At 70.4% G+C, this 22,776-nt stretch carries 24 protein-coding genes; 12 read left to right on the forward strand and 12 right to left on the reverse strand.

Translation table 11 applies throughout. The features are described 5' to 3' along the window. Positions 1-109: 109 nt before the first annotated feature. The 3 genes from ACWD4J_RS35585 to ACWD4J_RS35595 form a co-directional block, all read right to left on the reverse strand. Positions 110-1,774: a thiolase C-terminal domain-containing protein gene (locus ACWD4J_RS35585; protein WP_451399642.1), complete on the reverse strand. Its 1,665-nt coding sequence runs from the start codon at positions 1,772-1,774 to the stop codon at positions 110-112. Between the two features lie 231 nt (positions 1,775-2,005). After that, positions 2,006-2,329, reverse strand: coding sequence for a hypothetical protein (locus ACWD4J_RS35590; protein WP_451399643.1), 324 nt, complete (start codon positions 2,327-2,329; stop codon positions 2,006-2,008). Between the two features lie 56 nt (positions 2,330-2,385). After that, the gene (locus ACWD4J_RS35595; RefSeq protein WP_451399644.1) at positions 2,386-3,147 is read right to left on the reverse strand and encodes an SDR family oxidoreductase; all 762 of its coding nucleotides are present in this window, start codon (positions 3,145-3,147) and stop codon (positions 2,386-2,388) included. Positions 3,148-3,377: 230 nt separating this feature from the next. Here ACWD4J_RS35595 and ACWD4J_RS35600 point away from each other — a divergent pair, with 230 nt between their 5' ends. Next, the gene (locus ACWD4J_RS35600; RefSeq protein ID WP_451399645.1) at positions 3,378-4,229 is read left to right on the forward strand and encodes a TIGR03619 family F420-dependent LLM class oxidoreductase; all 852 of its coding nucleotides are present in this window, start codon (positions 3,378-3,380) and stop codon (positions 4,227-4,229) included. 78 nt (positions 4,230-4,307) lie between these two features. After that, positions 4,308-5,069, forward strand: a complete 762-nt coding sequence (locus ACWD4J_RS35605) for an SDR family NAD(P)-dependent oxidoreductase (protein WP_451399646.1) — start codon at positions 4,308-4,310, stop codon at positions 5,067-5,069. A gap of 135 nt (positions 5,070-5,204) precedes the next feature. Here ACWD4J_RS35605 and ACWD4J_RS35610 read toward each other — a convergent pair whose 3' ends face one another. Together ACWD4J_RS35610 and ACWD4J_RS35615 are read right to left on the reverse strand one after the other, a co-directional pair. Then, positions 5,205-6,143: an alpha/beta hydrolase gene (locus ACWD4J_RS35610; RefSeq protein WP_451399647.1), complete on the reverse strand. Its 939-nt coding sequence runs from the start codon at positions 6,141-6,143 to the stop codon at positions 5,205-5,207. Further along, positions 6,140-7,522, reverse strand: a complete 1,383-nt coding sequence (locus tag ACWD4J_RS35615) for an ABC transporter substrate-binding protein (RefSeq protein WP_451399648.1) — start codon at positions 7,520-7,522, stop codon at positions 6,140-6,142. The genes ACWD4J_RS35610 and ACWD4J_RS35615 overlap by 4 nt, the downstream gene beginning before the upstream one ends. A gap of 108 nt (positions 7,523-7,630) precedes the next feature. Between ACWD4J_RS35615 and ACWD4J_RS35620 the strand changes: the two genes are divergently transcribed. Then, positions 7,631-8,653 (forward strand): 2Fe-2S iron-sulfur cluster-binding protein, encoded by a 1,023-nt coding sequence (locus ACWD4J_RS35620; protein WP_451399649.1) that lies wholly within the window; start codon positions 7,631-7,633, stop codon positions 8,651-8,653. Positions 8,654-8,771: 118 nt separating this feature from the next. On the opposite strand, the gene ACWD4J_RS35625 is transcribed toward ACWD4J_RS35620, so the two are convergent. Then, positions 8,772-9,038 (reverse strand): hypothetical protein, encoded by a 267-nt coding sequence (locus ACWD4J_RS35625; RefSeq protein ID WP_451399650.1) that lies wholly within the window; start codon positions 9,036-9,038, stop codon positions 8,772-8,774. A gap of 163 nt (positions 9,039-9,201) precedes the next feature. Between ACWD4J_RS35625 and ACWD4J_RS35630 the strand changes: the two genes are divergently transcribed. The 6 genes from ACWD4J_RS35630 (at position 9,202) to ACWD4J_RS35655 (ending at position 15,651) form a co-directional block, all read left to right on the forward strand. Continuing rightward, positions 9,202-9,921, forward strand: a complete 720-nt coding sequence (locus tag ACWD4J_RS35630) for an enoyl-CoA hydratase/isomerase family protein (RefSeq protein ID WP_451399651.1) — start codon at positions 9,202-9,204, stop codon at positions 9,919-9,921. A gap of 432 nt (positions 9,922-10,353) precedes the next feature. Continuing rightward, positions 10,354-11,736: an ABC transporter substrate-binding protein gene (locus tag ACWD4J_RS35635; RefSeq protein ID WP_451399671.1), complete on the forward strand. Its 1,383-nt coding sequence runs from the start codon at positions 10,354-10,356 to the stop codon at positions 11,734-11,736. Continuing rightward, a complete protein-coding gene (locus tag ACWD4J_RS35640; protein WP_451399652.1) occupies positions 11,736-13,850 on the forward strand; it encodes a branched-chain amino acid ABC transporter permease in 2,115 nt (704 codons plus the stop codon). The genes ACWD4J_RS35635 and ACWD4J_RS35640 overlap by 1 nt, the downstream gene beginning before the upstream one ends. Continuing rightward, positions 13,831-14,541 carry an ABC transporter ATP-binding protein gene (locus ACWD4J_RS35645; RefSeq protein WP_451399653.1) on the forward strand — a complete coding sequence of 237 codons (711 nt, stop codon included), beginning with the start codon at positions 13,831-13,833 and terminating at the stop codon, positions 14,539-14,541. Before ACWD4J_RS35640 ends, ACWD4J_RS35645 begins: the two co-directional genes overlap by 20 nt. 49 nt (positions 14,542-14,590) lie before the next feature. Further along, positions 14,591-15,298, forward strand: a complete 708-nt coding sequence (locus ACWD4J_RS35650; RefSeq protein WP_451399654.1) for an ABC transporter ATP-binding protein — start codon at positions 14,591-14,593, stop codon at positions 15,296-15,298. Continuing rightward, complete coding sequence (locus tag ACWD4J_RS35655) at positions 15,295-15,651, forward strand: hypothetical protein (protein WP_451399655.1); 357 nt, start codon at positions 15,295-15,297, stop codon at positions 15,649-15,651. The genes ACWD4J_RS35650 and ACWD4J_RS35655 overlap by 4 nt, the downstream gene beginning before the upstream one ends. A gap of 72 nt (positions 15,652-15,723) precedes the next feature. Here the strand turns inward: ACWD4J_RS35655 and ACWD4J_RS35660 are convergent, their stop codons facing one another. The 6 genes from ACWD4J_RS35660 to ACWD4J_RS35685 form a co-directional block, all read right to left on the reverse strand. Next, complete coding sequence (locus ACWD4J_RS35660) at positions 15,724-16,029, reverse strand: DUF1330 domain-containing protein (protein ID WP_451399656.1); 306 nt, start codon at positions 16,027-16,029, stop codon at positions 15,724-15,726. Positions 16,030-16,096: 67 nt separating this feature from the next. Then, positions 16,097-16,828 carry a TetR/AcrR family transcriptional regulator gene (locus ACWD4J_RS35665; protein ID WP_451399657.1) on the reverse strand — a complete coding sequence of 244 codons (732 nt, stop codon included), beginning with the start codon at positions 16,826-16,828 and terminating at the stop codon, positions 16,097-16,099. A 148-nt stretch (positions 16,829-16,976) separates the two neighbouring features. Next, positions 16,977-17,501 (reverse strand): carboxymuconolactone decarboxylase family protein, encoded by a 525-nt coding sequence (locus ACWD4J_RS35670; RefSeq protein WP_451399658.1) that lies wholly within the window; start codon positions 17,499-17,501, stop codon positions 16,977-16,979. A 149-nt stretch (positions 17,502-17,650) separates the two neighbouring features. Beyond that, positions 17,651-18,511: an NAD(P)-dependent oxidoreductase gene (locus tag ACWD4J_RS35675; RefSeq protein WP_451399659.1), complete on the reverse strand. Its 861-nt coding sequence runs from the start codon at positions 18,509-18,511 to the stop codon at positions 17,651-17,653. Continuing rightward, complete coding sequence (locus ACWD4J_RS35680; RefSeq protein ID WP_451399660.1) at positions 18,508-18,903, reverse strand: carboxymuconolactone decarboxylase family protein; 396 nt, start codon at positions 18,901-18,903, stop codon at positions 18,508-18,510. The genes ACWD4J_RS35675 and ACWD4J_RS35680 overlap by 4 nt, the downstream gene beginning before the upstream one ends. A 38-nt stretch (positions 18,904-18,941) precedes the next feature. Then, on the reverse strand, positions 18,942-20,369 hold the full coding sequence (locus tag ACWD4J_RS35685; protein ID WP_451399661.1) for an aldehyde dehydrogenase family protein: 1,428 nt from the start codon (positions 20,367-20,369) through the stop codon (positions 18,942-18,944). A 315-nt stretch (positions 20,370-20,684) separates the two neighbouring features. Between ACWD4J_RS35685 and ACWD4J_RS35690 the strand changes: the two genes are divergently transcribed. The 3 genes from ACWD4J_RS35690 (at position 20,685) to ACWD4J_RS35700 (ending at position 22,740) form a co-directional block, all read left to right on the forward strand. Next, positions 20,685-21,509 carry an NAD(P)-dependent oxidoreductase gene (locus ACWD4J_RS35690; RefSeq protein ID WP_451399662.1) on the forward strand — a complete coding sequence of 275 codons (825 nt, stop codon included), beginning with the start codon at positions 20,685-20,687 and terminating at the stop codon, positions 21,507-21,509. Positions 21,510-21,634: 125 nt separating this feature from the next. Beyond that, positions 21,635-22,495, forward strand: coding sequence for a mycofactocin-coupled SDR family oxidoreductase (locus ACWD4J_RS35695; protein ID WP_451399663.1), 861 nt, complete (start codon positions 21,635-21,637; stop codon positions 22,493-22,495). A gap of 47 nt (positions 22,496-22,542) precedes the next feature. Then, complete coding sequence (locus tag ACWD4J_RS35700) at positions 22,543-22,740, forward strand: ferredoxin (RefSeq protein ID WP_451399664.1); 198 nt, start codon at positions 22,543-22,545, stop codon at positions 22,738-22,740. Positions 22,741-22,776: the final 36 nt, after the last annotated feature.

A 22,776-nucleotide genomic window follows, 5' to 3' on the forward strand; every position in this document is an offset into this window, starting at 1 on the left:
TCCTTCTCGGGTACCCGCGGGGCGCCCGTCGGGTCCGGCGCGGTCCGGGCGGCGAAGGCCGGGGCGGAGGGCTCCTCGCGGAGGACCGTCTCCGGACGGCCGGCGGCGGTCATGTGTCCGTCCTCAGCAACATCACTCCGCTGGGTGCGAGCCCGCCGGTGCTGACCACCGCGGTCCGGGCACCCGCCACCTGCCGCGCCCCGCCCTCGCCGCGCAGCTGTGTGATCGCCTCGCGGATCAGACCCATGCCGTGGGTGCGACCGTGGGACAGCTGACCGCCGTGCGGGTTGACGGGCAGGATGCCGTCCCGGGCGATGTTCTTGCCGCCGTCGAGGAAGTCCTTCGCCTCGCCGATGCCGCAGAACCCCAGCGCCTCGATCCAGGACAGGCAGTTGATCGTGAACCCGTCGTAGAGCAGCGCCACGTCGATGTCGGACGGGCCGAGGTCGGTGCGGGACCACATGTGGTAGGCCTGCGCGAGGACGTGCGGTTCGTGCGCCGACGTCGACTGGTCCCATTCGAGTCGCTCGATCAGCTGCGTGCCCACCGCTTCCACCAGCACCGGCGGCTTCGGCAGGTCGCGGGCCGCGTCCACCGCCGACACCACGACCGCGATCGACGCGTCGCACGGCACGTCGCAGTCGTACAGGCCGAGCGGTGTGCTGATGGTGCGGGCCGACAGGTAGTCGTCCATGGTGAGCGGCTCGCGGTAGATCGCCTCGGGGTTGACGGATGCGCCCGCGCGCTGGTTGAGGGCGATCCAGCCGAGGGTCTCGCGGGTGGTGCCGAACTCGTGGAAGTGGCGCTGCGCGTTCTGTGCGAGGGCGTTCGCGGCGGAGACCGCTCCGAACGGGGTGCGCCATTCACCGGAGCCCTCCACCCGGTCCAAGGCGGGCGACGGGCGCCTCCCCTCGCGCAACTGCTGGGCGTGGGTGGCCTCCCACAAGGTGCGGTAGCACAGCACGTGCCGGGCCAGCCCGCTCGCCACGGCGAGCATGGCGGCGATGACGCTGCCACCCGGCCCGAACGTCTCGCCCCCGCCGTTGTACCAGGTGGGGTGGATACCGAGAGCGCTCTCGACGGCGGAGACGCCGCCCTCGCCGAACCCGGCGGCGATCCCCGCACCGGGGTAGGTGGCCAGGCCGTCGATGTCGTCCATCGTCAGGCCGGCATCGGCGACGGCCTTCTCGCAGGCCTCGATGGTCAGTTCAAGAGGCGGCACGCCCAGGCGGCGGCCGATACGGGAGGCGCCGGCGCCGGTGAGGGCGGCCCGGTGCTCGAACCGGTCGGTGCTGACCGGGGGCCGGACCAGCTGCTTCAGCCGCGCGGGCGGCAGTTCGTCCTCCGGCAGCGGGCCCGGCTCTTCGGGCTGTGCGGAGCAAGGCCGGAACAGAGGTATCCACACGTCCTCGACGTGCTCGAACGTCACTTCCATCCGCATGCCGAGCCGCAGTTCGGACGGATCGCAGCCGACGATGTTGGTGGTGAGGCGCACCCTCGGGTCCTCGTCGATCGCCACCCGCGCCACCACGTACGGCGCGGGCAGCCCCGGCACCGAGAACCGCTCGTTGACGGTGAACGAGATCAGGGTGCCGGTGCCGGCGACCTCCGTCACGCGCAGCCCGTGCCCCCGGCAGTGACGGCACACGGGCTGGGGCGGATGGATCAGGGCGGAGCATGCCTCGCACTCCTGGAAGCGGAGCCGGCCGTCCGCGCCGGACGTCCAGAAGAACTCGCTCTCCGGGGTGAGAAGGGGCAGCGGGCGCCGGTCCACAGGGTCTCCTCAGATGGTCGGTCCCGTCCCGGGAGGTACGGGAAGTCGTTCACCGATGACCGCGTGATTCGCGGTCTTCCTTCCGCACTCTGACTCGATGCATAGGATGCTCTCCTAATTCGGAAAGTATCTTCTCCGAACAGGAGAAGCAATATGTCTGCTCGCCTGTCACGGCTCCGGAAACGACGCGGGGCGCCGCCCGCGGTAGCGGACGGCGCCCCGGCCCGGACCTCAGGACTCCGGGCGGTACTCCGTGACGATCTCCATGATCCGCATCTTCGGAATCGGGTCCATCCGCATCGTGTCGGACATGTTGAGCTTGCCGGCGGCCGACGCGGCGCTGACGCCCTTGACGACCTCCTCCGGGTCCCCCTCGATCTCGTACTGCGTCACGTACGGGCCGTAGCCTTCCTTGGGGGCGTACCGGCGGGCCGCGACGAAACCGTCCAGCGCCACCACCTCGGGCAGATGGACCTCGTCGTACCAGCGGTTGAACTCCGCCACGGCCTCCGGGCTCACCGGCCAGGACTCGACGTGCAGGATGTGCTTCGCCATGCTTCCTCCGTCGCTCGATGGGTTCGGCTCGGGTGGTGCGGCCGGATGCGGTGCGATCAGGTACGGGGAATCCAGCCGCCGTCGATGTTCAGGGTGTGACCGGTGACCCAGTCGCTCCCGGGCGAGACCAGATAAAGCAGCCCGGGTACCAGGTCCTCCGGCTCACCGAAGGGGAACGGCACGGTCGCCTCGACCATCGCACGCAGCTGTGGGGGCGAAGAGAGCGCGCCGGCCTCGGTGTTGACGTTGCCGGGCGCGATCGCGTTGACACGGATGCCGAACGGGGCGAGTTCGCGGGCGAGCGACAGGGTCATGCTCACCAGGCCGAGCTTGGTGATCCCGTACGCGTTGGCCCCCATGAAGGCGCCGCCCGACGACTGGTTGACGATCTTTCCGTAACCCCGCTTCTTCATGTACGGCACCACGGCACGGGTGCACAGCAGCGGCCCGGTGAGGTTGACGCCCAGCGTGGTGTGCCACACGTCGAGGTCCATCGTGGTGAGCGTGCCCTTGCCGACGATCTCCGCCATCAGGGCCGCGTTGTTCACCAGGACGTCGACGGAGCCGAAGTGTTCCGCGGCCGTCGCCGCCATCGCGTCGGCGCTCGCCTCGTCCGACACGTCCGTGCGGACCGCGAGCACCTGATGGCCGGCCTTCATCAGTTCCTGCTCCACGGCCTCGGCCGCCTCAGCCTTGACGTCCGCCAGCACCACGGCGGCCCCGGCCTCCGCAAGCCCCTTCGCGTACGCCCGCCCGATCCCGCCTCCCGCCCCCGTGACGATCGCGACCTTCCCCGCCAGCACGGCCCGCTCGCTCATGTACGCCCCCTCATGTCAGGCGATCGGCTCACGACCCACGACGGTAGCTATACTGCCGAGAATTGAGAACTACATTCTCAACATCGACTTATCGCGAATCCGGACGCCAGCGGAACCGGTCTCGCCTACTACAGCGACAAAGAGGACGAACGGGAGGGAACATGCAACTGTGCTTTCCCATGCCGCATGTGCTTCGACTGAAGGCCACATGCCAGCCGTGGGAGGCGGCCGTGACCGGCGCGCACCAGACGCGCCTGGCCAAGTGGGCGGAGCAACTGGGCTACGCCATGATCAGCGTGCCCGAGCACCACGTCATCCCGAGATCCCATGTCGAGCTCTCCGGGCCCCACTACTTCAGCGCGTATCCGGCCATGGCCTATCTGGCCGGGGCCACGGAGAGGATACGAGTCAACTCGTGCATCGCGATCCTGCCGCTGCAGCACCCCATGATCACCGCAAAGGCACTCGCAAGCATCGACTGGCTGTCGAGCGGCCGCGTCACCGTGACCTTCGGGGTCGGCTGGCTGGAGGAGGAGTTCGAAGCCCTGGGTGTCCCCTTCCACGAACGCGGAGCGAGGAGCGAGGAGTACATCCGGGCGATCATCGAGCTCTGGACCAAGGAGGAACCGGAGTTCGAGGGGAAGTACGTGTCCTTCCGGGACATCGCGTTCGAGCCCAAGCCCGTGCAGAAGCCGCACCCGCCGGTGTGGTTCGGCGGTGACGCCGACGCCGTGCTGAAGCGCATCGCCCGCTACGCCTCGGGGTGGTGGCCCTTCCTCACCAAGCCCGAGGACATCCCGGCGAAGCTGGACTTCATCAGGTCTCAGCCCGACTACAGCGGCAGGCTGACCGATGTGTTCTACGGCTTCGCCACCACACGCGTCGGAGAGGGCCACGCCGTGCGGGAGGACCCGCGCGCCCGGCCGGGCATGACCAAGCAGGAGATCGTCGACCGCCTCGGCTGGTTCAGGGAACTGGGCGTGACGATGAGCGCGGTGCCGATCCCCAGCCTCAACCACATCGAGGAGTACCTCGACTACACCCAATGGGTGGCCGAAGAGATCATGCCCGCGGTCGCATAGCGACGCAGAGCTGTTTCCGTCTCCGCGAACAACATTCTCGACACCGAGTCATCTCGTCTCTCGCGTAGGAGGAGAGGAATGGCGCACACCACTGCCGACAAGACGGCCGTCGTCACGGGGGCCGCCTCCGGCATCGGCCTCGCCATCGCCCAACGACTGGCCCACGACGGCGCGAAAATCGCCGTCTTCGATCTGAACGGAGACGGCGCCGAGGCGGCCGCCGCGAAGATCCGCGCCGACGGCGGCTCCGCCATCGGCCTCGCCGTCGACGTCGGCGACCGCGCGCAGGTGGACCGCGGCATGGAGGAGGTCCGGGCACGGTTCGGCCCGGTCGGGATCCTCGTCAACAACGCGGGGCGGGAAGGGTTCGAGCCGTTCCTGTCGATCACCGAGGAGTCCTGGGAGGGCATTCTCTCGATCAACCTCACCGGCACCTTCCGCTGCTGCCAGGCCGTTCTGCCCGACATGGTGGAGGCCCGGTGGGGTCGCATCGTCAACATCTCATCGTCGAGCGCGCACAGCGGGCAACCGCTCATGACCCACTACGTCGCCTCCAAGGCGGGCGTCATCGGCTTCACCAAGGCGCTCGCCCTGGAGTTCGGCCCGAAGGGCATCACCGTGAACACCATCCCGCCGGGTTTCATCGACACACCGATGACCCGGCGGAACGAGGAGAAGGGCCTGCTCGGCCCCGGCGTCGACTACCACGCCGCACGCACCCCGGTACGGCGGCCGGGACTGCCGGAAGACATCGCGGCGGCGTGCGCGTTCCTGGTGAGCGAGGAGGCCGGCTACATCACCGGCCAGGTCTTCGGCGTCAACGGAGGACGCAACACCTGACAAGGCCCGGCCGGCCGGACACGCGTCGGTTACGGCCCGGCGGGGCGGATGCGTCTCCGGTGACCAGGCGGCCTGGTCACCGGAGAGAGGGATCACGTCGTACCAGTCCCCGCCGATATGCCTGCGGACCAGTCCTCACTCGCTCTGCGCTCCTGCCTCCCGGCGCCGCGCCGGGGCAGCCAACGCGCACTCCTCGACGAAGGACAAGACCTTCAGGTGGTACGAGGCGGCGGTCCAGCCGATGCTCGTGTTGTACCCGGCCCCCACCTGCTCGTCCACCACGACGCGGGGCGAGGCGGTGAACAGCGAGCCGATGCCGGCCAGAGCGGCTGGGCCGCTGCGCCACACCTGCTCGTGCTCACCGAGGGTGAACCGCAGGGGGACACGGACGCGGGCGGCGAGCCGGGGGAAGTCCTCCGTCCAGGTGCGCACCACGTCGCCTTCGTACGCGGGTGCCGGTGAGCCGATGCGGGCGCCGCCGTAGACATCCGGGGGGTAGGCGTCCACCGGGTGCCAGATGAGGTCGCGCATGCGACCGGGCGGGCGCGGGCGGGTGGCGTCCCCCCGCCACTCCTGCATGAGGCGGAGCGCCCGAGGCTTGTGCTGCGTGCCGGTACCGGCGAGCTCCACGCCCAGCAGGTCCGCGCCGCGCTTGTCGGCGGCCATGCGTACGGCGAGTTCACAGCCGATGGAGTGGGCGACGAGGAACACTCCGGCTCCGCGCGACCGCCCGGCGAGCAGTGCCTCGACCGCCGCGTAGGCGATCTCCACCCGGCGCTCCGGCCCGCCCATCTCGTGTGCGTGGCCGGCCGAACTGCCGTATCCGGGGCGGTCGAGCGCGAGAACGGTGAAGCCCAGGGCGGCGCCGGTGCGCAGCAGGGAAAGGTGCGGGTGTCCGGGGTGGTCGTAGTACGCCGAGAAGGCGGCCCCGCCGTGCAGTGCGACGACGACGGCGCGCGGCCGGGGTACAGCGGCGACCAGTGCGGACACCGGGACACCCGCGGCCTGCACGACATGCGCGACCACGTCATCGACAAGTGCGGTGACGGCGGTTGAGGGTCTGATCGGGGTCATGAGTCCTGCTTCAGGTCGGACATCGACTTGCCCACGTCGGCCAGGGTGAGCGGCCTTCCGTAGTCGCCCTCGAACTTGTGGACGGGGGCGTCGCAGCGGTAGGCGCCGTGGTCGGGCTTGATGTCGGCGGGCTCCCAGCCCTCGGCCGTCGACTGCACCACGACGTAGCACGTGGGCGGCGCGTCGACCTTGGTCAGATCGGCCGGGGCCTGGAGGCCTCCGCCGGTCCAGTCGGTGTGCTGGGCGGCGTTCTCGTAGACGCATGCGCGGGTGAGCTCGTCGCAGTCCCGCGCGGCCGTCGCGAAGAGCAGCCAGGCGGAGAAGGCGCGCAGCACGGGCAGGGTGATCTCGGCATCGGGCGCGTACTGTTTGAAGAGGTCGAGGACCTTCTGCGTCGCGGGGTTGTCCGCGGCCTCCTCCCTCGGGTACGTGCCGAACAGCTCGGTGAAGTTCCTCTGCGTGCCGAGCGCGGGGCCGGCCAGCTTCAGGAACGCCGGGTTGTAGGCGTTGTTCGTGGGATCGATCCAGTCGGGTGCGTAGTCGATGGCGGTGAGGGCCTGCTCCAGCTTGGCGAGGCTCGTGAAGTCCCCCAGGAAGACCAGGCCCTTGACGTTCTTCTTCTTGATCGACTGGGCGTACGGGGTCCAGTCGGACACGCCCTGGGCGGGGTAGAGGTCGGAGTAGGTCACCCTGCCGCCCATCGCTGTCAGGGTCTCCTTGTCCATGGCGGCGAGGTTCTTGGTGACGGGCGAGTCCCCGGCGATCATGCCGATGCGTCCCGCCGAGGACGGGAACTTTTCCTTGAGGAGCCAGGAGTAGAGCCCTGTGTAGCGCGAGTGCCCGACCGCCGGGCCGGAGGCCAGCACCTGGAGGTCGGAGCCGAGGGCCTGGCGCATGCTGGACTGCGCCGGGAACTCGGGCAGCAGGCACTTCAGCCGGTCCTCGACCCCCGTACCGTCCAGAGCCGCACCGCCGCCGACGAGCGCGAAGTCCTCGCGGCAGGCCTCCAGCATCCGCGCGCGGACCTCGTACATCCTCGTGTCCCGAGTCACCGGAACGAGTTTGCGGCCGTTGATCCCGCCCGCACCGTTGCACCAGGAGGTGAACACCTTCGCGGCGTCGATGTACTCGGACTTCTTGCTGAAGCCCACGTCGGTGAAGACGCCGACCTTGATCTCCTTGTCCGTGACGCCCTGCGCGGTCGCGGACCTGGGCGTGCCGGGCCCGCACACGTCCTTGAGCGTCCCGAAGTCGCCTGAGTCCGCACCGGTGGTGGACTCGGCGGTCGTGGATGCGGAGGGCGCGTCGTCGTTCGCGGTGGAGCGCATCGAACATCCCGCGAGCAGCAGGACGAGCGCACCGATGAACAGCCTTCGCAACGTTCCTCCTCTAAGGGGAACTCCGTCGCTCTGCAGAGAGGGTCCCATCTCGTCTTCGAGAACGATATTCTCGTATGGCTAGAACTTTCATACCAGAAGGAGTCCGCCATGCCGAGCCCCCCGCTGTTCCGGCGCGCGACCGTCACGCGGATCATCCAGGAGACCGCCGATACCTGTACGTTCGTGCTCGCCCCGCACGGAGGGCCGCTGCCGTACCGCGCCGGGCAGTTCTGCATCTTCCGGGTCCGCGTGGACGGCCGGGACCTGCTGCGCTCCTATTCGATGTCGAGCGCTCCGGAGACCGACGGCGAGCTGATGACGACGGTCAAGCGGGTCCCCGGCGGCAAGGTCTCGAACTGGCTGCACGACCACGTGACCGAGGGCGACGAGCTCGAACTGACCGAGCCCCGCGGGCAGTTCTGCCTCCGCCCTGCCGCCACCACCACGCCGCTCCTCGGCTTCTGCGGCGGCAGCGGCATCACCCCGGTCCTCTCCCTCACCAAGAGCGCGCTCGCCGCCACCGACCGCCGGATCCGGCTGCTGTGCGCCGACCGTGACAGGCCCTCGGCGATCTTCCACGCGGGCCTGGCCGAACTGGCGGAGCGCCATCCGGGCCGGCTGACGGTCGTACGCCATCTCGATGACGAGCGGGGGTTCCTGAGCGCGGCGGACATCAAGGAGTTCGTGGGCGCCGACATGGACGCAGACTCGTACGTGTGCGGACCCGAGCCCTTCATGGAGCTGGTGGAGTCGGCGCTACAGGGATCGGGACGGGTCTTCAGCGAGCGATTCGGCGGGGGGCAGGCTCCGCCGCCGCCCCCGCCCCGTCCGGCGCCGGCCCCGGCGCCGGCCGCCACAGAGGGGACGATCACCATCCTGCTCGGCAACAAGCGGGTGTCGGTGCCGCGGCACCCGGGCGAGACGCTGCTGCAGAGCGCCCGGCGCGCCGGACTCGCCCCGCCGTTCTCCTGCGAAGCGGGCAACTGCGCGACCTGCATGGCCAAGCTGAGGGAGGGCAGTGCGACCATGCGCGTCAACGACGCACTGACCGAGGAAGAGGTGGCCGAGGGGTACGTCCTGACGTGTCAGGGGGTGCCGGACACGCCGTCCGTGACGGTCGAATACGAGTAGCCACGCCTGGATGCGAGCACCTGGAAGACCGATGGGCCGCCGCCTCGCACGGAACGAGGCGGCGGCCCAACAGTGGGTCCGGTCCTTGACCGGGCCCGACGTCACTCGGGGTGCATGCTCACGGTCGCTGGCCCGGATGGCACAGCACCAGCACGGCGCGGGCGACGAGTTCACCGCCGCCACCGAGATGCTCGCGGTATCGGCCGGTGATGGCCCGCACGGCCTCCGCGAACCCGGGGTCGGTGGCGCGAGGCCCGGACGGGGCGGGCAGCTCCCGCGCCACCTCCCGGCGCCGCAGCAGAAGAGCGATGATCTCGTCGTCCAGCTGCTCGATGCGGGACAGCGACCTGTGCGTCGCCTGTTCGGTAAGCCCGTCGATTGCCACCGTGCATCTCCGTTTCTCCAGGATGCGAGATCCACCTTCACTGGATGCGAGAATGCTATTCTCACTTGGCTTGACCCGCAATGTCCTTGCACACAGGGCCTGTGCAGCCTCACGGCCGGATACATCCGCGGCTTCGAGAACGCCGAGATCTGGAGGGTTTTCCATGGTCGACCTGGAGACGGACGCGGGACTGGCGGTCATCACCATCAACCGCCCGCACGCACGCAACGCCATAGCCCTGGACACCATGGGCGAGCTGGAGCACGCCCTGGACGCAGCGGCGGGCGCACGAGCCCTCGTCATCACGGGTGCGGGCGACCGCGCGTTCGTCTCGGGCGGCGACCTCAAGGAGCTGGCCGCCCTGCGCACCACCGAGGAGGCGGCCGCCATGGCGTGGCGGATGCGGCGGATCTGCGACCGGATCGCCGCCTTCCCCGCCCCTGTGATCGCCGCGCTCAACGGCCATGCCCTGGGCGGCGGGGCCGAGATGGCGGTCGCCGCCGACATCCGCGTGGCCGCCGACGACATCAGGATCGGTTTCACCCAGGTCAACCTGGCGATCATGCCGGCATGGGGCGGCGCCGAGCGGCTCGCGGCCCTCATCGGCAGGGGGCGGGCGCTGCTGCTCGCGGGGTCCGGCCGGATTCTGGACGCGGCCGCAGCCGAACGGATCGGCCTGGTGGACGAGGTGCTGCCGCGCGCTTCCTTCGGGGTGGGCTGGCGGGCCCTGGCCCGGTCACTGGCGAACCGCCCGACTCAGGAGATCAAGCGGATCACGCAGGACGGCTCGTCCGCCCATGAGGCGGTGGACGCCTTCGCCGGCCTCTGGGTCGACGACGCGCACTGGGCTGCGGTGGACAGGGCGATGAGCCGGGGCCGGTGAGACATGGAGCGCCGCAGCATGAGAACTCACCTGGGCATGTCGAAACCATTGCTTCTCCTCTGAGGAGAAGCTACGTTCCCCATTCCGAGAGCAAGCTATTCGGACCTATATGGCAGTTGGGACACCGGTTCGACCAGCTGCACCACACACACCGTCGGCGCCCCGCACCGCGCCGCCCAGGCTCCCGGGATCCCATCGGGCTCGCCGTCGGCGGCAGTGGCGAGGCACGCCATGAGGCGGGAGCGGTGGGCCGCCCACCCGACGCCGGACGGCCGGACCAACGGCACGTCTGTGTGCACGGAGTGCGCTGTCACCGGCGTTTCCCGCGTGCGCTTCGGCCCGCGTCGCCGCGCGGCCGGAGCGAGCCCCCTGATAGCGCCCATCGAGCCATCAGCACGTCGGGAAACATGAGGAGGACATCCCGTGAAACCGATGAGTTCCCTCGCGGCCGCCCTGGCCGTGGCCGCCCTGCTCGCCACAGGATGCGGCCGCAGCGGATCCGGCGGCACCGAGGAGTCACGCGGTGACGCCGACCCCACCAAGACCGCACAAGCCGCCGCAAGCGGCGACTTCGGCGACCTGAAGGGCATCTGCGGCCCCGGCGACGCCAAGAGCGCGACCGCGCAAGGAGTCACCGCCGACAGCATCGACGTCGGGGTGATGTCCGACGTCGGCTTCACCAAGAACCCCGAGTACGGGGACACCGCCAAGGTGTTCACGTCCTGGTGCAACGCCGCGGGCGGCATCAACGGCCGCAAGCTCGTCGCCACCGTACGCGACACCAAGATGACGGAAGTCCGCCAACGGATGCTCGAATCCTGCAAGGAGGACTTCGCGATCGTCGGCGGCAGCTCGGCCCTGGACGCCCTCGGCACCAAAGAGCGTCTGTCCTGCCTGCTGCCCGACTTCCCCAGCCAAGTCACCATGATCCCCAACAGCGGCTCCGACCTGCAGCTCAACCTGACCGGCGGTAGCACGTACAACCGCTACGCCGGCTACTACGACTGGCTGCTGAAGGATGCGTATCCCAAGTCGGCGGGAGCCGTCGGCATCATCTCGGGCGACTCCCCGGTCACCAAGGTCCTCAGCGCGCAGGACCAGGAGGGCATCAAGGCCGCCGGCGGGACCATCGCCTACACGGACCTGTATCCGGCGACGGGCGTCTCGGACTGGACGCCGTACGCGCAGTCCATCAAGAGCAAGGGCGTCAAGGGCCTGATCTTCCTGGGCGACTTCACCAGCCTCGCCAAGCTGGAGCAGATCCTCACCGGCATGAACTACAAGCTCGACTGGATCGACGCCAACAGCAACGCCTACGGCCCCGCCTTCCTCAAACTCGCCGGCAGGTCCCTCGACTACCAGAACAACCTGGCCGACCTGAGTGGTGTGTATCCGCTGGAGAAAGCGTCCGACAACCCCGCGACACAGCAGTTGCTGGACCTGTTCAAGAAGTACGCGCCGGACGCCCATGTGACGCTTCCGGGGGCGCGGGGCTTCGCGGCCTGGCTGCTGTTCGCCAAGGCCGCCCAGAGCTGCGGCGACGACCTCACCGTCAAGTGCGTGTACGAGGCGGCCCGCAAGGAAAGCGCCTGGACGGGCGGCGGCCTGCTGGCGCCCGTCAACGTGACCAAGTCCAACATTCCGCTGGACTGCTTCAACGTCGAGAAGGCCACCTCCAAGGGCTGGGAGCCGGCCGACTTCAAGCCCGACAAGGGCGCCTACCGCTGCGACGTCAAGCAGTACAAGTACCAGGGCGACTACGGCAAGCCGCTGACCCTCGCCGATGTCGGCAAGTCCATGAATGACGTGAAGTGATGGAGCAGTTCCTCACCTTCGGGATCGTCGGCCTGAGCACGGCGGCGATCTACGCGGTCATCAGCAGCGGCCTGGTGCTCACCTACGTCACCACCGGCGTGTTCAACTTCGCGCACGGGGCGGCGGGCATGCTGGCGGCGTTCTGCTACTGGCAGCTCACCGTCGGATGGGGATGGCCGGTGCCGGTCGCGCTCGCCGTGGTGCTGCTCGTGCTCGCGCCGGGCTTCGGCCTGGCGGTCGAGCGGGTGCTGATGCGCCCGGTGCAGCACCTCGGCGAGGCGGAACGGCTGGTGATGACGGTGGCCCTGCTCAGCGGGGCCATCGCCGCCGCCCGCTGGATCTGGGACCCCAACGTGGCCCGTCCCCTCACCACGTTCTTCGCCGACCGGGAGCCCTTCCACATCGGGCCGGCCACCGTCACCTGGCACCAGGCCCTGACCATGGCCGTCGCGGTCGTGGTCGCCGCGGGGCTGTGGTTCCTGCTGAACCACACCCGTACCGGCGCGGAGATGCGAGCGACGGTCGACGACCGGTCTCTCGTCGAGCTCACCGGCGCCGACCCGCTGCGCGCCGGCCGCGTCGCCTGGATCCTCGGCACACAGCTGGCGGCGCTCGGCGGCATCCTCATCGCGCCGACCGTCGCCCTGGACGCCTCCCAGCTGTCCCTGCTCATCGTCAGCGCCTACACGGCCGCCGTCTTCGGCTGGCTGCGCAGCCTGCCGCTGACGTTCATCGGCGCGGTCGTCGTCGGCTGCCTGGAGAGCTATCTGACGGGATATCTGCCGCAGAACGAGTACCTGCCCGGACTCCGCCTCGCCGCGCCCGCCCTGCTGCTGTTCATGGCTCTGCTGGTCTTCCCGCACCGGCGGCTGCGCGGCCGGGACCGGCGCCTGGTCCAGGTGCCGGTCCCGTCTCTGCGCGGCACCGCGGTGTTCGCCGCGACGACCGTGGCGTTCGGGGTGGTCCTGGCCACCGTCCTCGGCGACGCCGACCTCGTCACCTACGGGCCGCTGTTCTCCCTCGGTGTCATCGCACTGTCGTACGTACCCCTGGCCGGGTACGCGGGCCAGATCTCGCTGTGTCAGCTGAGCATCGCGGGAATCGGCGCGGTCGTATGGGGGCATCTCGGTGCGCAGGGGCAGTTGTGGGCGCTCGGCGCGGCGATCCTGGTGTCGGCGGCGGTCGGTGCACTGATCGCGGTGCCCGCGCTGCGGTTCTCCGGGGTGTACCTGGCCCTGGGCACGGCGGCGTTCGCGGTCGTACTCGACCGGTGGATCTTCACACTGCCGTCGTTCGAGGTGCTCGGGGTGCGCATCGCGCTGTTCGACCAGGGGTCGGTGGAGGTGAACGGGCCGAACCTGTTCGGTCTGCATCTCGACGGCACAGCCGAACTGCTGGTGTTCGCCTCGGTGTGTCTCGCTCTGGCGTCGCTCGCTGTGGCGGCGCTGCGCCGGGGCCGGTTCGGGCGGCGGCTGATCGCGTTGCGCGACAGCGAGGCCGCCTACGCCACGCTCGGCGGAAACCTGCTGGTCGCCAAGGTCGCGGTGTTCGCGCTGTCCGCAGGGATCGCTGGGCTCGGCGGAGCACTGTACGGAATGCAGCAACGGACCGTCACAGCCGAGCAGTTCAACCTGGTGGCCGGGCTGCCGATCTTCCTGGTCGCGGTGATCGGCGGGCTGGGCGCCGTCGGCAACGGGCTGTTCGCCGGGACGGCCTTCGTCGGGCCGAACATCCTGACGGGCCTCGTGTCCTGGGGGCACAACCTCGTCTCGGTGATGCCCGCACTGGCCGGCATGGGCCTCGCCCACAGCCCCCAGGGCATCGTGTCCCAGTTCCGGCGCGAGTGGGGGCCGCTCGGCCGGGACCGCATCGCCCTGCCCGCACTCCTTGCCGGGCTCGCGCTCGGCTGGGGGCTGCGGCTGGGCGACGTCATCAACGGCTGGACGTTCCTCATCTGGGCTTACGTCCTCGGCGAGGGCCTGCGCCGGTACGCGACGGCGCGGCAGACCGCCGTCAAGGCCGAACCGGAGATCCCCGTCGAGTGGTGGGGCCTCAGGCGGCCCTGGCGGGCGGAGGACAGGGAGGTGCTGGCCCGTGGCATTGCTGGAGGTTAGCGGCGTCACCGTCACGTTCGGCGGCAACCGCGCGCTGGACCATGTCGGTCTGAACGCCGAGGAGGGCCGGATCACGGGCCTGATCGGGCCCAACGGGGCCGGAAAGAGCACCCTGTTCGACGTCGTGTCCGGGCTGCGCAGGCCCTCGACCGGCAAGGTGCGGCTCGGCGGGCGGGAGGTGACCCGGCTGGGTCCGGCACGCCGTTCCCGGCACGGCCTGGCCCGCACGTTCCAGCGCCTGGAGCTGTTCGGCCGCCTCAGCGTGCGCGACAACCTGCTCGTCGCCGCCGAACTCGGGCCCGAACGGCGGCAGGCGGCAGCGTGCGTCGCAGGCATCATCGACCGGCTCGGCCTTGCGGAGGTCGCCGGCAGCTCGGCCGACACGCTGCCCACCGGGGTCGCCCGCCTGGTCGAGGTGGGCCGGGCGCTCGCCGTCCGTCCGACGCTGCTGCTCCTGGACGAGCCGGCCGCGGGGCAGGACGGCGAGGAGACATACCGGTTCGCGGCCCTGCTGCGCTCACTCGCAGACGACGGCATGGCCGTGGTCCTCGTCGAACACGACATGGGCCTCGTCATGAGCGTGTGCGACGAGGTGCACGTACTCGATCTCGGGAAGGTCATCGCCGTCGGCCCGCCCGATGTGATCCGGAGCGACGAAACGGTCCTCGCCGCCTACCTGGGGGCGACGTGAACAGCCTGGCATGCGGCCCTGCAGGGCGCCTGACCTCTCTGGGGGATACGTGACCGCGCTTCTCGAACTGAGCGGCATCCGCGCCGCCCACGAAGGGATCACCGTCCTGCACGGGGTGGACCTGAGCGTGGCGGCGGGCCAGGTGGTGGCGCTGCTCGGCCCGAACGGCGCCGGCAAGACGACCACCCTGCGCGTCGCTGCGGGCGTCCACCCGGCCGCATCCGGCCGGCTCCTGATGGGCGGCCGCGACGTGACCGGCGCGAACCCTCGGGACCTGGCCCGGGCGGGGGTGTGCCTGATCCCCGAGGGCCGCGGGGTGTTCCCCAACCTGTCGGTCCGCGACAACCTCCTGATGATGACCTTCACCGGCCGGAGCGTCGGCGAGATCGAGGAGGTCGCCTTCGCCCGGTTCCCCGTCCTCGCCCGCCGCGCCTCGCAGGCCGCGGGCACCCTGTCCGGCGGCGAGCAGCAGATGCTCGCCCTCGCGCGCGGCCTGGCCACCGACCCGGCCGTGCTGCTCCTCGACGAACTGTCCATGGGCCTGGCCCCGTTGGTCGTCGCCAACCTCTACGAGCACGTGGCCGAGATCGCCCGGCAGGGTGTGGCGGTTCTGGTCGTCGAGCAGTTCGCGGCGGCCGTCCTCGGCATCGCCGACCATGCGGCCGTCCTGGTGCGCGGCCGCATCGAACGGCAGGGCCGGCCCGACAGCGGATTCCGCACCGACCTGTCCGACCTCTACCTCGGGAGCCCTACATGACCACGACCGAGCCGCACGCGGACCGCGCCGACCGCTTCGTCCGCGAACTCGCAGAGCTGAAGATCTCCGACCCCGCCGCCGGACGGGCCTCGCTGTGGCTGCGTCTCGGGGCCGCGCTCATGGTCCTCGCCCTCGTCCTGTGCGTGGCGGCGTATCTGCTCTCGCACAGCACCACGGATCCGCTCGAGCAGCGCGACGCCATCACGCTGGGCCTGGGCGGGGTCGGCGCCGGCGTCGTAGGTGCCGCGTTGTTCCTGCGCTACTCGCTGACAGGCTTCCTGCGTTTCTGGCTGGCCCGTCAGTCGTACGACCTCAATGTGCTGGCGGAGCGCCTGGGCGACGCGGAGAAGTAGCGCGGCTCGAACGTGCCGTGACCGTGGTGGGCCCCGCAGACGGGCGCCACCACGGTCACGGCACGTTCGCTGTCAGCCCTTGGGCACCTCGAAGCCGGACACGATCACGGCGTGGGAGTCGGCCGCGGCCTGCCGCAACGGCTTCGCCTTCTCGTACGCGGCGGACTCGTACCAGGCGCGGGCCGCCTCCACCGATTCGAATTCGAGAACGACCGTCTGGTCGCCGTGCCACTCGCCTTCGAGGACCTGCGGCCGGGCCTCGACCGCCAGGACACGGCCGCCGCTCTCCGCCAGCGACTCTGTGGCGGCCCGGCCGTAGGCGGCCATACCGGCCTGATCCTTGATGGCCTCGGTGAAGATGACGTAACCCTTCGGCATCTGCCTCCCCTTCGTCAGCGCGCCGTGGTGGCGCAGTCGACCGCCTCGAACCGTGGCCCCGCGGGCGTCAGCGCGCGGAACGCTTCCGCTTCGGCTGGCCGGCCGCAAGGCCGTGCATGAACAGGTCCCACACCGCCTCGGCATCGCTGCCGTCCGAGCGCACCGGTGAACCGCTGATGGTCACGGCGAACGAGTTGAACATGATGGCCTGGAGCATGGTGCCCGCGAGCGCACGGTGGTCGAGGCCGCTGCGGATGGCGCCCTGGGCCGCCGCTTCGTCGAGGAGGCCGTGCAGGAGGGCGAACATGGGGGCGAACGCCCGCGCCGCCTCCTTCGGATGCTCGGTGAGGAGCTGCTGCGCGAACTCCGCCATTCCGAGGATGACCGTCTTGCGCTCGGTGCTGTCGTCGGGCAGGGGCCGGCACAGCAGGTAGTGCTCGACGGTGAACCGCCGCAGGCGCTCCAGGGCGTCATCCTCGTCGGCGATCGTCTCCTGCAGACGCCGCGCCGTGCTGTGCACCGACTCCTCGAAGAGCGCGAGCAGCAGCTCGTGCTTGCCGGTGAAGTACTGGTAGAAGCTCCGCAGGGACTGGCCGGACTTCTTGACGACCTCCTGGACGGTGAAGTCCTTGCCGGACTCGCCGCTCATCAACTCGAGCGCGGCGTCGAGGAATCGCTGCACCCGCTTCTCCGCACGCACCCGCGCGGGATCGACCGACCGGGCCACGGCCAGGTCACGCCAGCTGGTGGTAGGCGTCTGGGTCGCTTCGGGCTCGACTGATGCTTGTTCCGCTGCCACCTGGCAAGCCTACCGCAGAATAGGGAGAGGGATGCTCTCTACGAAGCAGACAGATGTAGCCACCTTCGCGAAAATCATATTCTCGCGCCAGAGTGCAGCCCTGTGAGCGGGCGAGTCGACCCCATGGGTCGTCTCGCAGGCGAACCCGTCAGGCGAGATCGTCGTCGAGCTCGACCGCGAAGGACCGGAGAACCATCGCGATCACGTCGTACGCGCCCACCGTGAAGATCAGGTCCATCAGCTGCTGTTCGTCGAGCCCGCCGGCCAGCTCCTGCCAGGTTGCCTTCCCCACCTTCGCGTCGGCGAGCAGTTCGTCGACCGCGCGCAGCAGGGCCCGCTCCAGTGGCGTCCAGCCGGGCGCGTCCGGGCCCTTCGCGACCCGCTCGATCTCCTCGTCGGCGATCCCTGCGTCCCGGGCGAGGACGGCATGCTGCGCCCACTCGTACGCGGCCTCGCGCACCGCCGCGACCCGCAGCACCAGCAGCTCACGCTGGCGGACGGTGAGGGTGGATGCGAACAGCACGTGTCCGTTGAAGGTGTGGAACGCCTGGGTGAGCGCCGGATAGTGGGCGAGGATGCCGAGGAGGTTGAGAGCCTTCGGGCGGTCGGGGCGGCGTCCGGGTATCGGGTGGCGGGGGTTCGGTGGCCGCAGCACGGCAAGGGCTTCGCGCATCTCGGCGGGCCACTCCTTCGGAGCGAGCGGCCGGATGCGCGGCCCGTCGGGGGTTCCGGAAGTTCCCGACCCCTCTGTTCCTGGTGTCTCTGTTCCTGATGTCTCTGTTCCTGTGGTCGGTGTCGCCATGCGAACGCCTTTCCCTATGGTCATGCGCCTTGCACAAACGGGTGGATGCGCGTGAAGTCCGCGCCGGGCTCCGCCTCCGCGAACCGCTCCCACAGCGCGGCGACCAGCGCCCCGATCTCCGCCGGCCCACCCTGCTCCCCCACCGCCCGCAGATAGAGGCTCACGTCCTTCGACATCAGCGAATTGGCGAAGCCCGACGCGTAACGGCCCGTCAGGACGTGGTCGGGGAACTTGTCCTCGGTGGCGCCGCTGCGGCCGCTCGATGTGTTCAGCACCTCCAGCATGGTGCCCATGTCCAGGCCGGCCGAGCAGCCGAACGCGATCGCCTCGCTGGTCGCGGCCAGCGCGGTCGCGGACAGGAAGTTGTTGGCGAGCTTCAGCGCCTGGGCGAGTCCCGGCCGGTCGCCGACTCGGCGGCGCCGGTCGCTCAGGCCCGCGAGTACCGGCTCCACTCGGGCGCAGGCGTCGTCGGAGCCCGCGTACATGACGGTGAGCGTGCGGGCCCGGGCTCCTGCCACGCCTCCCGACACGGGCGCGTCCACGTAGCCGATGCCCTCCTTGGCGAGGAGTTCTGCGACGCTCTGTGCGGCGGCGACGCCGATCGTGGAGGTGTCGACGACGTGTGCGGCACGGCGTCCGGCAGCGGTGGCGATCTCGTACGCGACCTGCTCGGACGCCGCTCCGTCCGGGAGGCTGAGCACCACCGTCTCCGCCCGGCGCGCCACCTCGGCCACATCGCGGGCCGGTGCCGCTCCACCGGGAACGACGGCCGGGCCCGCGGCGTCGTAGGCGGCGAGCCCGAACCCGCGCCGGACGAGGTTCGACGCGAGGGCGCCGCCCATGTTGCCGAGCCCGACGAAGCCGATCGTGCCCATGCTCATGCCCCTTCCTTCGCTTCCTGCCTGGCCGCCCGTACGTCCTTCAGCGCCCGCCTGGCGGACACGCCCGCCGGTGCTCCGCAGTAGGCGGCCACCTGGAAGAGCAGCTCGTCGAGTTCCTCGTCGGTGACGCCGGTCTGCGGCGTGGCCCCGGCGTGCAGGCGGAACTCGTCCATCCGCCCGAGGGCGGCCGTCATCGCCAGCACCAGCAGGCTGCGGTCGCGGGGACTGAGCGCGCCGCCCCTGGCCCACACCCCCCAGGCCATCGAGGTGACGTAGTCCTGGAATTCGGCGGCGGTGGGTTCCGGGTCGGCGGTGACGCTGTCGACGTACGCGTCGCCGAGCATGGCCCGGCGCATGGCGCGGGCCTCGTCCAGCTGATCGGTGTCTGCCACGGACTCTCCTTGAGTCGAGTCGGTACCGGCTACGCGGTTCAGGGGCGCAGCGAGAGGCTGACGGTCTTGGTCTGGGCGTACTCGTGGAGTGCCTCGAGGCCCTTCTCCCTGCCGTAGCCGCTCTGCTTGAAACCGCCGAACGGCGTCTCGATGCCGAGCGGGCCGCCGTTCACCGCGACCTGCCCGGCGTCGATGCGTTCGGCGAAGCGCAGACCGCGGGCGGCGTCGCCGGTCCAGACGGCGGCCACGAGGCCGTACTCGGTGTCGTTGGCGAGGGCGAGCGCCTCGGCCTCGCCGGCGAACGGCATCGTGACGAGGACCGGGCCGAAGATCTCCTCGCGGGCGATCCGGAGGTCGGGACTGACCCTCGCGTAGACGGTCGGGCGTACGTAGAGGCCGCGGGCGGCGGGGCCGCTGTCGTAGGCGGCGCCTCCGCACACGGGCACGGCGCCCGCGGCACGCGCCTCGGCGAAGTGGTCGAGGACCTTGTGGAACTGCGCCTCGGTGATGATGGGCCCGAAGTCCACGCCGGGCTGGAGGCGTTCGACGGCCTCGGCCACGCGGGAGACGACCTCGTCGTGGACGGACGCCTCGACGAGCAGGCGGGTGGTGGCCGAGCACACCTGCCCGGCGTTGGCCGCGACGGTGGAGACCGCGGCGGCGACGGCCCGGTCGAGGTCGGCGTCGGCGTCGGCGAACACCACGAGGGGCGATTTGCCGCCGAGTTCCAGGGTCATGGGGATGAGCCGGTCGGCGGCTACGGTCGCCAGGTGGCGCCCGACGGGCACCGACCCGGTGAACACGACGCGCCGCACGGCCGGATGGATCGCCAGCGGCGTGCCGGCGTCGCGGCCGGTGCCGGAGACGGCGTTCAGCACACCGTCGGGCAGGCCGGCCTCGGTGGCCAGTCGCGCGAGACGCAGCGTGGAGGCCGGCGTCAGCTCCGACGGCTTGGCCACGACGGTGTTGCCGACCGCGAGAGCGGGGGCGAGCGCCCGGCACGCCTGGTTCAGCGGGAGGTTCCAGGGCGTGATGGCGGCGACGACACCGTAGGGCTCGAGCCGGGTGTACGTGAGCGCGCCGGCGCCCTGGTCGATGGTGCGGCCGTGGTGGGCGCGCAGCACTCCCGCGTAGTAGCGGAAGTAGGCGGCCGACGTGTCGACCTCCATGCGGAGCTGCGCGGGGATCTTCCCGGTGGAGGCCCGCTCCAGTTCCATCAGCTCTTCGGCGTGCGTCTCGACGGCGCCGGCGACACGGTGGAGGACGTCCGACCGCTCGGCGGCGGAGCGCCGCGCCCAGTCGGGCTGCGCGGCCGCGGCTGCGGCGACGGCGCGGTCCACGTCGGGGGCGGAGCCTGCCGCGGCCTCGTCGCCCGGCTGCCTGGTCGTGGGGTCGAGGGTCGGCAGGTAGACGCCGTTCGCGGGCTCCACCGCCTTGCCGCCGATCCAGTGGTCATGGCGGGTCATGTCAGATAGTCCGATCCTCATGTGAGCGCCACTCGAAATCAGCGATACCAGATTCAGAGAATACGGTTCTCCGAGTTCCTGGGCAACGAGCCGTCCACAGGCGCGAGCTGCTGCGCGCGACGGACGCAGCTGTCTGCGTGCCACGAGAAAGTGCTCGCAGGGGACTTCCGCGCTCCCAAAATGCGAGATTACGATTCTCGCTGCCGGAAGGGAGATTCTTGTGATCCGGACGAGAGCGCTGAGCCCACACCTGGGCGTCGAGGTCACCACGGGCGGCACCGGGATCTCCCCGGCCATGGCGGATCGCTGCCTCACATGAAGCGGCTCGGGTTCATCGGGGCGGGGCGCATGGGACTGCCCATGGTGCGGCGGCTCGTCGAGGGCGGGTACGAGGTACGGGTGCTGGGCCGGTCGCCCGAGCGGCGGCGAACACTCGCGGACGAAGGCGCCTTGGTGAGCGGCGACGTCGAGCAGGTTGCCGACGGGGCCGATGCGGTGCTGGTGTGCGTCCACACCGACGAGCAGGTGCGCGAGATCTGCCTCGACGGCCCCCTGCTCGACGTGACTCCGGACGGCGCCGCCGTCGTCGTGCACACCACCGGCAGCCCGCGCACCGTCGAGGAGGTCGCCGCCCGCGCCACGGCACGTGGCATCCAGGTGGTCGACGCGCCCGTCAGCGGCGGACCGCACGACATCGCGGCCGGACGGGTCAGCGTCTTCGTGGGCGGTGACGGTGACACCGTGGAACGCCTGCGGCCCGTCCTCGGCCGGTATGCCGACCCGCTGCTGCACGTCGGCCCGCTGGGCGCGGGCCAGCGGGTGAAGCTGGTGAACAACGCGCTGTTCACGGCCCACCTCGGGCTGCTCTCCGACGCGGTCCGGCTCGGGCGCCGACTGGGGCTGGACGAGGCGGTCCTGCTGGACGCCCTGCCGCACGGGAGCGCCGCGAGCCGGGCTCTGACGGGAGTCGCGGCGAGGGGCTCGGTGGCGCGGTTCGCCGAGTCGGTCCGCGAGTTCGTCGACAAGGACGTCGATGTCGTCCGGCAGGTGGCCGCCGAACTCGGCACAGACCTGGGCGCCTTGGCCACGGCGATCGGATCCCTCAACGGGGGCGCCGGCGGTCCCGCGGGCGGAGGCTGATCGCCGTCCGTCTCCACCCGGTACCCGGACAGCACTCAGCCAAGTCCACAGGACAGGCACGACAAGCACAACAGCACCAACACAACGAAGACGACGAGGACTTCGAGGACAAGGGGACGCCAGCGATGGGACGTGTTGAGGGCAAGGTCGCGTTCGTCACGGGAGCGGGGCGCGGTCAGGGCCGCAGCCACGCCGTGCGGCTTGCCGAGGAGGGCGCCGACATCATCGCGGTCGACCTGTGCCGCGACTACGAGACGGTCGGCTACCCGATGGCGGGACCGGACGATCTGAAGGAGACGGTGCGCCTGGTCGAAGAGCAGGGCCGGCGTATCGTCGCGCTGCAGGCCGACGTGCGCCGTATCGACGAGATGCGCGACGCGGTGGAGCGCGGCGTGGCCGAGCTGGGCGGTCTGGACATCGTGGTGGCGCAGGCCGGTATCGCCCCGCTGCACGGGGAACCGCGGCTCCAGGCGTGGAGTGACGCGATCGACGTCGATCTGATCGGCACCATCAACGCGATCCAGGCCTCCCTGCCGCACCTGCGCGAGGGCGCCTCGGTCATCGCGACCGGTTCGACGGCTGCCCTGATGAACCACGGGATCGTGGACACGCCGGGCTCGAACCCGGGTGGCGCAGGATACGCCTTCGCCAAGCGCGCCCTGTCGGAGTACGTCCACGAACTCGCCCGGAACCTGGCCCCGTTGAAGCAGCGGGCCAACGTCGTACACCCGACGAACTGCAACACGCAGATGCTGCAGAGCCCGCCGATGTACAAGTCGTTCCGCCCGGATCTGGAGAACCCGACGCGACAGGACGCCGAGCCCGGGTTCGCGGTGCAGCAGGCGATGCCCATCCCGTACGTCGAGCCGATCGACATCAGCAACGCCGTCCTGTTCCTCGCGTCGGACGAGGCCCGCTACGTCACCGGCGTGCAGCTGCGCGTGGACGCCGGCGGTTATCTCAAGTGGCACGACTGGAGCCGCTGATCCCGGAATCCGACGGACATCCGACCACGGCAGGGAGGCAGTACAGCATGAAGGTCCGCGTCGACCCGGAGCGGTGCCAGGGGCACACCCTCTGCGCCATGATCGCCCCGAAGGTCTTCCAGCTCGACGACGTCGACGGGCACTCGAGCCCGGTCAGCGAAGACGTCCCCGGTGACCAGGAGGAACTGGTCGCCGAAGCGGTCCGCTCCTGTCCCGAGCGGGCCATCTCCCTCATCGACGACTGACCGACGAGCACTGATCGGCGAGCACTGACCGGCGGG

Source organism: Streptomyces sp. NPDC002577, assembly GCF_053594815.1.

Bases quoted from the DNA above. Each gene is read 5' to 3' on its own strand.
- ACWD4J_RS35590 (WP_451399643.1), bottom strand. From the start codon at position 2,329: ATGGCGAAGCACATCCTGCACGTCGAGTCCTGGCCGGTGAGCCCGGAG.
- ACWD4J_RS35700 (WP_451399664.1), top strand. From the start codon at position 22,543: ATGAAGGTCCGCGTCGACCCGGAGCGGTGCCAGGGGCACACCCTCTGC.
- ACWD4J_RS35660 (WP_451399656.1), bottom strand. From the start codon at position 16,029: ATGCCGAAGGGTTACGTCATCTTCACCGAGGCCATCAAGGATCAGGCC.
- ACWD4J_RS35670 (WP_451399658.1), bottom strand. From the start codon at position 17,501: ATGCGCGAAGCCCTTGCCGTGCTGCGGCCACCGAACCCCCGCCACCCG.
- ACWD4J_RS35675 (WP_451399659.1), bottom strand. From the start codon at position 18,511: ATGAGCATGGGCACGATCGGCTTCGTCGGGCTCGGCAACATGGGCGGC.
- ACWD4J_RS35630 (WP_451399651.1), top strand. From the start codon at position 9,202: ATGGTCGACCTGGAGACGGACGCGGGACTGGCGGTCATCACCATCAAC.
- ACWD4J_RS35620 (WP_451399649.1), top strand. From the start codon at position 7,631: ATGCCGAGCCCCCCGCTGTTCCGGCGCGCGACCGTCACGCGGATCATC.
- ACWD4J_RS35695 (WP_451399663.1), top strand. From the start codon at position 21,635: ATGGGACGTGTTGAGGGCAAGGTCGCGTTCGTCACGGGAGCGGGGCGC.
- ACWD4J_RS35605 (WP_451399646.1), top strand. From the start codon at position 4,308: ATGGCGCACACCACTGCCGACAAGACGGCCGTCGTCACGGGGGCCGCC.
- ACWD4J_RS35655 (WP_451399655.1), top strand. From the start codon at position 15,295: ATGACCACGACCGAGCCGCACGCGGACCGCGCCGACCGCTTCGTCCGC.
- ACWD4J_RS35595 (WP_451399644.1), bottom strand. From the start codon at position 3,147: ATGAGCGAGCGGGCCGTGCTGGCGGGGAAGGTCGCGATCGTCACGGGG.
- ACWD4J_RS35690 (WP_451399662.1), top strand. From the start codon at position 20,685: ATGAAGCGGCTCGGGTTCATCGGGGCGGGGCGCATGGGACTGCCCATG.
- ACWD4J_RS35640 (WP_451399652.1), top strand. From the start codon at position 11,736: ATGGAGCAGTTCCTCACCTTCGGGATCGTCGGCCTGAGCACGGCGGCG.
- ACWD4J_RS35610 (WP_451399647.1), bottom strand. From the start codon at position 6,143: ATGACCCCGATCAGACCCTCAACCGCCGTCACCGCACTTGTCGATGAC.
- ACWD4J_RS35635 (WP_451399671.1), top strand. From the start codon at position 10,354: ATGAGTTCCCTCGCGGCCGCCCTGGCCGTGGCCGCCCTGCTCGCCACA.
- ACWD4J_RS35685 (WP_451399661.1), bottom strand. From the start codon at position 20,369: ATGACCCGCCATGACCACTGGATCGGCGGCAAGGCGGTGGAGCCCGCG.